The sequence below is a fragment of the Bradyrhizobium genosp. SA-3 genome (genome assembly GCF_004212635.1).
GTDB lineage: Bacteria > Pseudomonadota > Alphaproteobacteria > Rhizobiales > Xanthobacteraceae > Bradyrhizobium.
Genome location: NZ_PSRT01000257.1, coordinates 1 through 5,424, shown reverse-complemented (window position 1 = coordinate 5,424; position 5,424 = coordinate 1). Strand labels below are relative to the sequence as shown.

The 5,424-nt window shown below is 65.5% G+C and carries 6 protein-coding genes and 1 pseudogene; 5 read left to right on the top strand and 2 right to left on the bottom strand.

The window, feature by feature from the left end:
- Both CWO91_RS41435 and CWO91_RS41430 read left to right on the top strand, forming a co-directional pair.
- A pseudogene (locus CWO91_RS41435) lies at positions 1-227 on the top strand (DUF308 domain-containing protein); the annotation flags it as partial.
- A gap of 148 nt (positions 228-375) precedes the next feature.
- Entirely contained in the window at positions 376-792 is a 417-nt protein-coding gene (locus CWO91_RS41430) for a MucR family transcriptional regulator (RefSeq protein WP_091890880.1), read from the top strand.
- A gap of 9 nt (positions 793-801) precedes the next feature.
- Here the strand turns inward: CWO91_RS41430 and CWO91_RS41425 are convergent, their stop codons facing one another.
- A complete protein-coding gene (locus CWO91_RS41425; RefSeq protein ID WP_130221065.1) occupies positions 802-1,230 on the bottom strand; it encodes a SufE family protein in 429 nt (142 codons plus the stop codon).
- 67 nt (positions 1,231-1,297) lie between these two features.
- Positions 1,298-1,750, bottom strand: a complete 453-nt coding sequence (locus CWO91_RS41420; RefSeq protein ID WP_130221064.1) for a DUF5330 domain-containing protein — start codon at positions 1,748-1,750, stop codon at positions 1,298-1,300.
- A gap of 408 nt (positions 1,751-2,158) precedes the next feature.
- Here CWO91_RS41420 and CWO91_RS41415 point away from each other — a divergent pair, with 408 nt between their 5' ends.
- The 3 genes from CWO91_RS41415 to CWO91_RS41405 are packed head-to-tail and all read left to right on the top strand — an operon-like array spanning position 2,159 to position 5,120.
- A complete protein-coding gene (locus tag CWO91_RS41415) occupies positions 2,159-4,024 on the top strand; it encodes a PAS domain-containing sensor histidine kinase (RefSeq protein WP_165406074.1) in 1,866 nt (621 codons plus the stop codon).
- The gene (locus CWO91_RS41410) at positions 4,017-4,718 is read left to right on the top strand and encodes a peptidoglycan-binding domain-containing protein (RefSeq protein ID WP_130221062.1); all 702 of its coding nucleotides are present in this window, start codon (positions 4,017-4,019) and stop codon (positions 4,716-4,718) included. The genes CWO91_RS41415 and CWO91_RS41410 overlap by 8 nt, the downstream gene beginning before the upstream one ends.
- A 57-nt stretch (positions 4,719-4,775) precedes the next feature.
- On the top strand, positions 4,776-5,120 hold the full coding sequence (locus tag CWO91_RS41405; RefSeq protein ID WP_091890887.1) for a DUF1491 family protein: 345 nt from the start codon (positions 4,776-4,778) through the stop codon (positions 5,118-5,120).
- Positions 5,121-5,424 lie beyond the last annotated feature (304 nt).

The window sequence follows — 5,424 nt, the reverse complement described above, 5'->3', positions numbered from 1 at the left end:
CCTTTGCGGAAGCCGCTCCGCCGCCGCCTGCACCTGAGCCGCCGCGCGCACCTGAGCCGGCGGCTGCGGCCGAGCAGGCGCCCGTCACGGTGCTCAAGTCCGGCGTCGTCGATGGCATGGCCTATTCGCTCTATTCCGACGGTTCCATCGAAGCGCAGATGCCGGAGGGCATGATGCGCTTTGCCTCAATCGACGAGCTCCGCGCACATCTCGACCAGCGGGGCTGAGGCTGCGCGTAGAAAGTAAAGCGCCGCCGTTCGCCAGTAATCAGCTCTTCCTCGACAGTTGTCGTGGTTCCGCCGAACGTATTGTTTGACAGGGAATACTCTGGCGTCGTCAATCCCGTGAGAAGGATGGCGGAGAAAGGGCGGGCGCATGTCGGATGCGGGGAACAAGAATTTCATCGAGCTGACGGCGAGCATCGTGTCGGCCTATCTCAGCAACAATCCGACGCCGTCGGCGGAGATTCCGAACCTGATCAGCCAGGTGCATGGCGCGCTGCTGCGGGTCTCGTCGGGTCGCACCGAGACCGCGCCGCTCGAGCCGGCCAAGCCGGCGGTCTCGCTGAAGAAGTCGATCGCGCCGGACTATCTGGTGTGCCTGGAAGACGGCAAGCGCTTCAAGTCGCTGAAGCGCCACCTGCGCACCCAGTACAACATGACGCCGGAGCAATATCGCGAGAAATGGGGCTTGCCGGCCGACTATCCCATGGTCGCGCCGAACTACGCGGTGGCGCGCTCGCAGCTGGCGAAGCAGATGGGCCTCGGACAGCAGCAGCGGAAGCGGAAATAGTGAAGGTTCTCAGGACGCTTCCACGAGCGCCTCTTTGGCGTCGGTCTTGATGCGCTCGACCATCGAGCGCAGGCCATTGGAACGCTGCGGCGTCAGATGATCGCGAAAGCCGAACTCGTTGAATACGGCGATCGCGTCGGTGTCGAGGATCTCCTGCGGCGTGCGGCCGGAATAGAGCGCGAACACGATCGCAACCAGCCCGCGCACGATATGCGCATCACTGTCGCCGCGATATTTGAGGATCGGCGCGCCATTGCCGCGCTCGACCAGCTTCTGGAGCCAGACTTGGCTGACGCAGCCTTGCACCTTGTTCGCGGCAGAATGTTCCGCCTCCGGCAACGGTTCCAGGGTGCGGCCGAGCTCGATGACGTACCGGTAGCGGTCGTCCCACTCGTCGAGAAGTTCGAAATTGTCCCTGATTTCGTTGATCGTCGTCATGCTGGCCCATGTTCCCTTTCAGGCCAATATAGGGACGCGAAGCCGTGAAATCGATAGGGTTTGGGCGCTAATTCGCGGCTGCAGGTCCGCGCCAGTCCAGCGCGAGGTCGTCCTGGGTCAGGGTGTCGCGCGGCGCCTCGCTCGCAACGGCATCGCCTTCGCCGGCCAGCGCGATCGAGCCGGTATGGTCGGGCGCCTTCTTGTCCGCCTTGTCGTTCTTGTCGTTCTTGTCGTTCTTCTCGTTGGTGATCTGCTCTTTCTTGTCGTTGATGATCTGGTAGATCTTGCGCGCGCCGTCCTGGGCGCGCTGGCCGATGATGGTCGCGGCCTGTCCGCCGACCTCGCAGGCCGCCGGCTGGCGCTTGCAGAACTGGGTCACGTCGGAGACGGCCGCGGTCGCAGCCTGCACCGCATCGGCGGCGCCGATCTGCGGCAGCTTCTCCGATTCGGGCGTCTTGTCCCGCGGCAGCAGCACCAGCACCAGCCCGAGCCAGAATGTGATGCGGATCAGAAAGCGCATCTTGCGACCTGTACGTTCGATCCCGCCGCGGCGATCTCCGCGGATGTCGGACCTAGCAACCCTCGATAAATCGCAAGTGATTGCCTTGAGCTTAATTCGCGGAAAATTTACGCAAAAATCTTCGGGATCGACGGTCTCGTAAATTTTCGATTGACGCCCGCGCTCGTGATTCTGCTGGCGCCCCGCATCCACCAATTCGAAACCATGCCGAGGAGAGTGAAACTCCGTGTTCACCATCCGCAGCGAAGACGTCGCCAAATCGTCTAAAAAGCTCCGCGATGACGCGGTGTCCGGCCGCACGCCGCGCCGCCTTAGCACTCGTTTAAGGTCGCTCTGACACGGTGGCTCAACGATAAGGAGGCGTTCCGGCGCGTCTTCTAAAGACGATTGAGCCGAAGCGCGAGACCCGTGACCGTTTTGAGTATCATCCGCGATTGTCTCGATGCGCTGCTGCATCCCTCCGCGCGTTACGATGCGCTGACGCGAGCGCGCCATCGTGCCTTCATGGCGCCACGGCTGCTTGGCAGCCTGGCCGCCTTTGCCGCATTCCCGATCTATCTCGTCCTGCGCGGCGCGCCGAGCGCGATCGAGGTCGCCGCCTTTGCCTGGCTGATCGCGCCGATCCTGTTGTCCTGGTTCCTGTCGCGCACCGGCCGATATGAAGGCGCGCATGTGCTGTCGTCGCTGGCGCTTGCCGGCCTGATCATGGCGGTGGCGGCCACCACCGGCGGCATCGAATCCTTCGCCGCGATCTGGCTGGTCGTGGTTCCGCTCGAAGCCGCGCTGTCGGCCTCGCGCCGCGTCGCGGCCTTCGCCTCGCTGCTCGCGCTGTCCTGTGCCGGGATCCTGATCCTCGTCAGCCAGCTCGGCTGGCTGCCGATCGACCTGCCGAGCGCCACAGAACGCGGCGTGCTGATGGCGCTTGGCGTCGCCTCGGCGACGCTCTACGCCGCGGGCCTCGCCTTCGGCGCGGAATCGCTGGCGCGCACCAGCGTTGCGCTGCTGTCGCGCGAGGAGGAGCGCTATCGCCTGCTCGCGCGCAACATGAGCGACGTCATCTCGCGGCATCAGCGCAACGGCGCGGTGCAGTTCATCTCGCCGGCGGCGGAGGCCACGCTCGGCATGCCGGTCACGCAACTGCTTGGCCACGGCCTGTTCGACCGTGTGCACGTCGCCGATCGCCCGGCCTATCTCACGGCTTTATCAGACGCGGCGCGCGGCGACGTGTGCAGCGTCGAGTTCCGGTTGCGGCGGGAACCTGCCGGCTCCGAGCGCGGCCAGATCGACTTCATCTGGGTCGAGATGCGTTGCCGCCCGCTCGAACGAGACAGAGCTCGTGACGTCGCGGGCGAGGCTGAAGTCGTCGCCGTGATGCGCGATGTCACCGACCGCAAGCTTGCCGAGCAGGCGCTCGATCAGGCCCGCAGCGCCGCCGAAGCGGCCGACGCCGCCAAGACGCGCTTCCTCGCCACCATGAGCCACGAGCTGCGCACGCCGCTCAATGCCATCATCGGCTTCTCCGAGATGATCGCGCAGGAGCAGACCTTGATGCTGGGTGCGGCCCAGCGCAAGGAATACGCCCAGCTCATCAACGATTCCGGCCAGCATCTGCTGTCGGTCGTCAACGGCATCCTGGACATGTCCAAGATGGAATCGGGCAATTTCGAGATTGCGTCGGAGCCATTCGCGCCGCGCGCCTCGCTGATGCATTGCTGCAATTTGCTGGCGCTGAAGGCGCGGGAGAACGGCATCGACCTCATCACCGATGCGCCGCAGGATCTGCCGGTCATGACCGGCGATCCCAGAGCCTTCAAGCAGATCGTGCTCAACCTCGTCGCCAACGCCATCAAGTTCACCGAGCGCGGCGGTCAGGTCACCGTGACGGCGGCGGTGTCGGGTTCGCAGCTTGCGCTGCGCATCAGCGACACCGGCGTCGGCATCGCGCCCGACGATCTCAAGCGCATCGGCGCGCCGTTCTTCCAGGCTGGCAAGACCTATCAGCGCCGTCACGAAGGCACCGGCCTCGGACTTTCGATCGTGAAGAGCCTCATAGCGTTGCATCTCGGCGAATTGACGGTACAAAGCAGGTTAGGCGAGGGCACCGCGGTCACCGTCAAGCTGCCGCTCGTCTACACGCCGCCGCAGGCCAAGCCGGCGGAGAGCAAGATCGCGACGCTGACGCCGGTGCTGCGCCAGGAATCTCACGACCAATCTCACGACCAACTTCACGAAGAATCTCACGACCAACCTGCGCTGGTGAAGAAAAGTGCCTAAGAAGTCTGCAAAGGGCGAAGCCGCTCCGCGCCGTCGTGGTGCCAAGGCCGCGGTCATCGACGTCGAGACCGAGCGCAACCTCGTCATGCGCGTGCTGCTGCACAGCCCCAAGGATACGTTGGCCGGCCTCGTCGCCGTCGCTGCGATCGGTGCGATCGTTGCCAATGCGCTGTTCCTGCAGACCGGCCGGCATCCCGCGCCGATGTTCGGCACGGTGATCAATCTACCCGCGCCGTCGTCCGTGCCGCTGGCGAACCCCTTGCCGCGTCCGCGTCCCGTCGGCGCCGAGACGTCGCCGCTCGAGCCGCGCGCGACGGAGTTTCGCACCGAGCCCAAACCTGCCGAGCGCGCCGCCGAGAAGCCGCCCGAAAGGCCGGTCGAGGCGACCGCCTCGACGCGCTCGAACGATCCGATGACCAATCTGGTCAAGGCGACGACCTCGACGCCGCCCTCGGCCCTGCGTCCGCCGGCGCCGATCCCGGTGCAGAGCCCGGCCGCGCGACGTATCGCCGGCGTGCAGCGCGCGCTGTCCGAATATGGCTACGGGAATTTGAAGATCACGGGCACGATGAGCGGCGAGACCCAGTCCGCGATCCAGAAATTCGAGCGCGAGCACAAGATGCAGGTCACCGGCCAGGTATCAGACCGCCTGCTGCGCGAGCTCGCGGCCGCGATCGGCCATCCCGTCGAATAATTTTGGCGCTTGCACGGAGGCTGGTGCTGATTGCAGCCCTGGCCTATCGTTCGACTCATGCGTTTGAAATCCAACATTTGGGTGGCGGCCTATTTGCGCCGCTGCCAGACCGAGGGCGTGTTCGGCGCGGTGCGCCGGCGCGGCGCCGAGGAGGCGGGCGCGGTGTTCGTGAAGGTGTCGCTACTCGACGGCAATGCGATGCTGTACACGCCGGCGCCGCAGACCGTCTATGACGACGGCCGTCCCGTCGATCGCTTCTTCGTGCCGGTCGCGCCGCAGCCTCTGCCGGAGCACACCATCGAGGAGCGGCTGACCAAGGAAATCCGCTTCGATCCGGACGCCTGGATCGTCGAGACCGAGGACCGCGCGGGCCGGCATTTTCTCGAGCTGGCGCGGGCGTGATGCGGGCGCGATAGCCGTTGTTTGCCACGATCAGGCCGCAGGCTCTTAACCTCTCCCGCTTGCGGGGGAGGTCGGCGCGAAGCGCCGGGTGGGGGCTCTCTCCACTGGGAGAGTCCCTCTGTTGAGGCACCCTCACCCCGACCCTGTCCCACAAGCGGGAGAGGGAGCGCACCGCCTTCTCGGCGACAAACCAATCTAAATCTTCTACCGATCCGACGATCCGCCGGTGCCCCTGCGCACCGTCGGGCTCGTGCCCGGCTGCACGCCCGGCCGCGTCTGGCTTGCGCCCGCGCGGGCGCGCTGG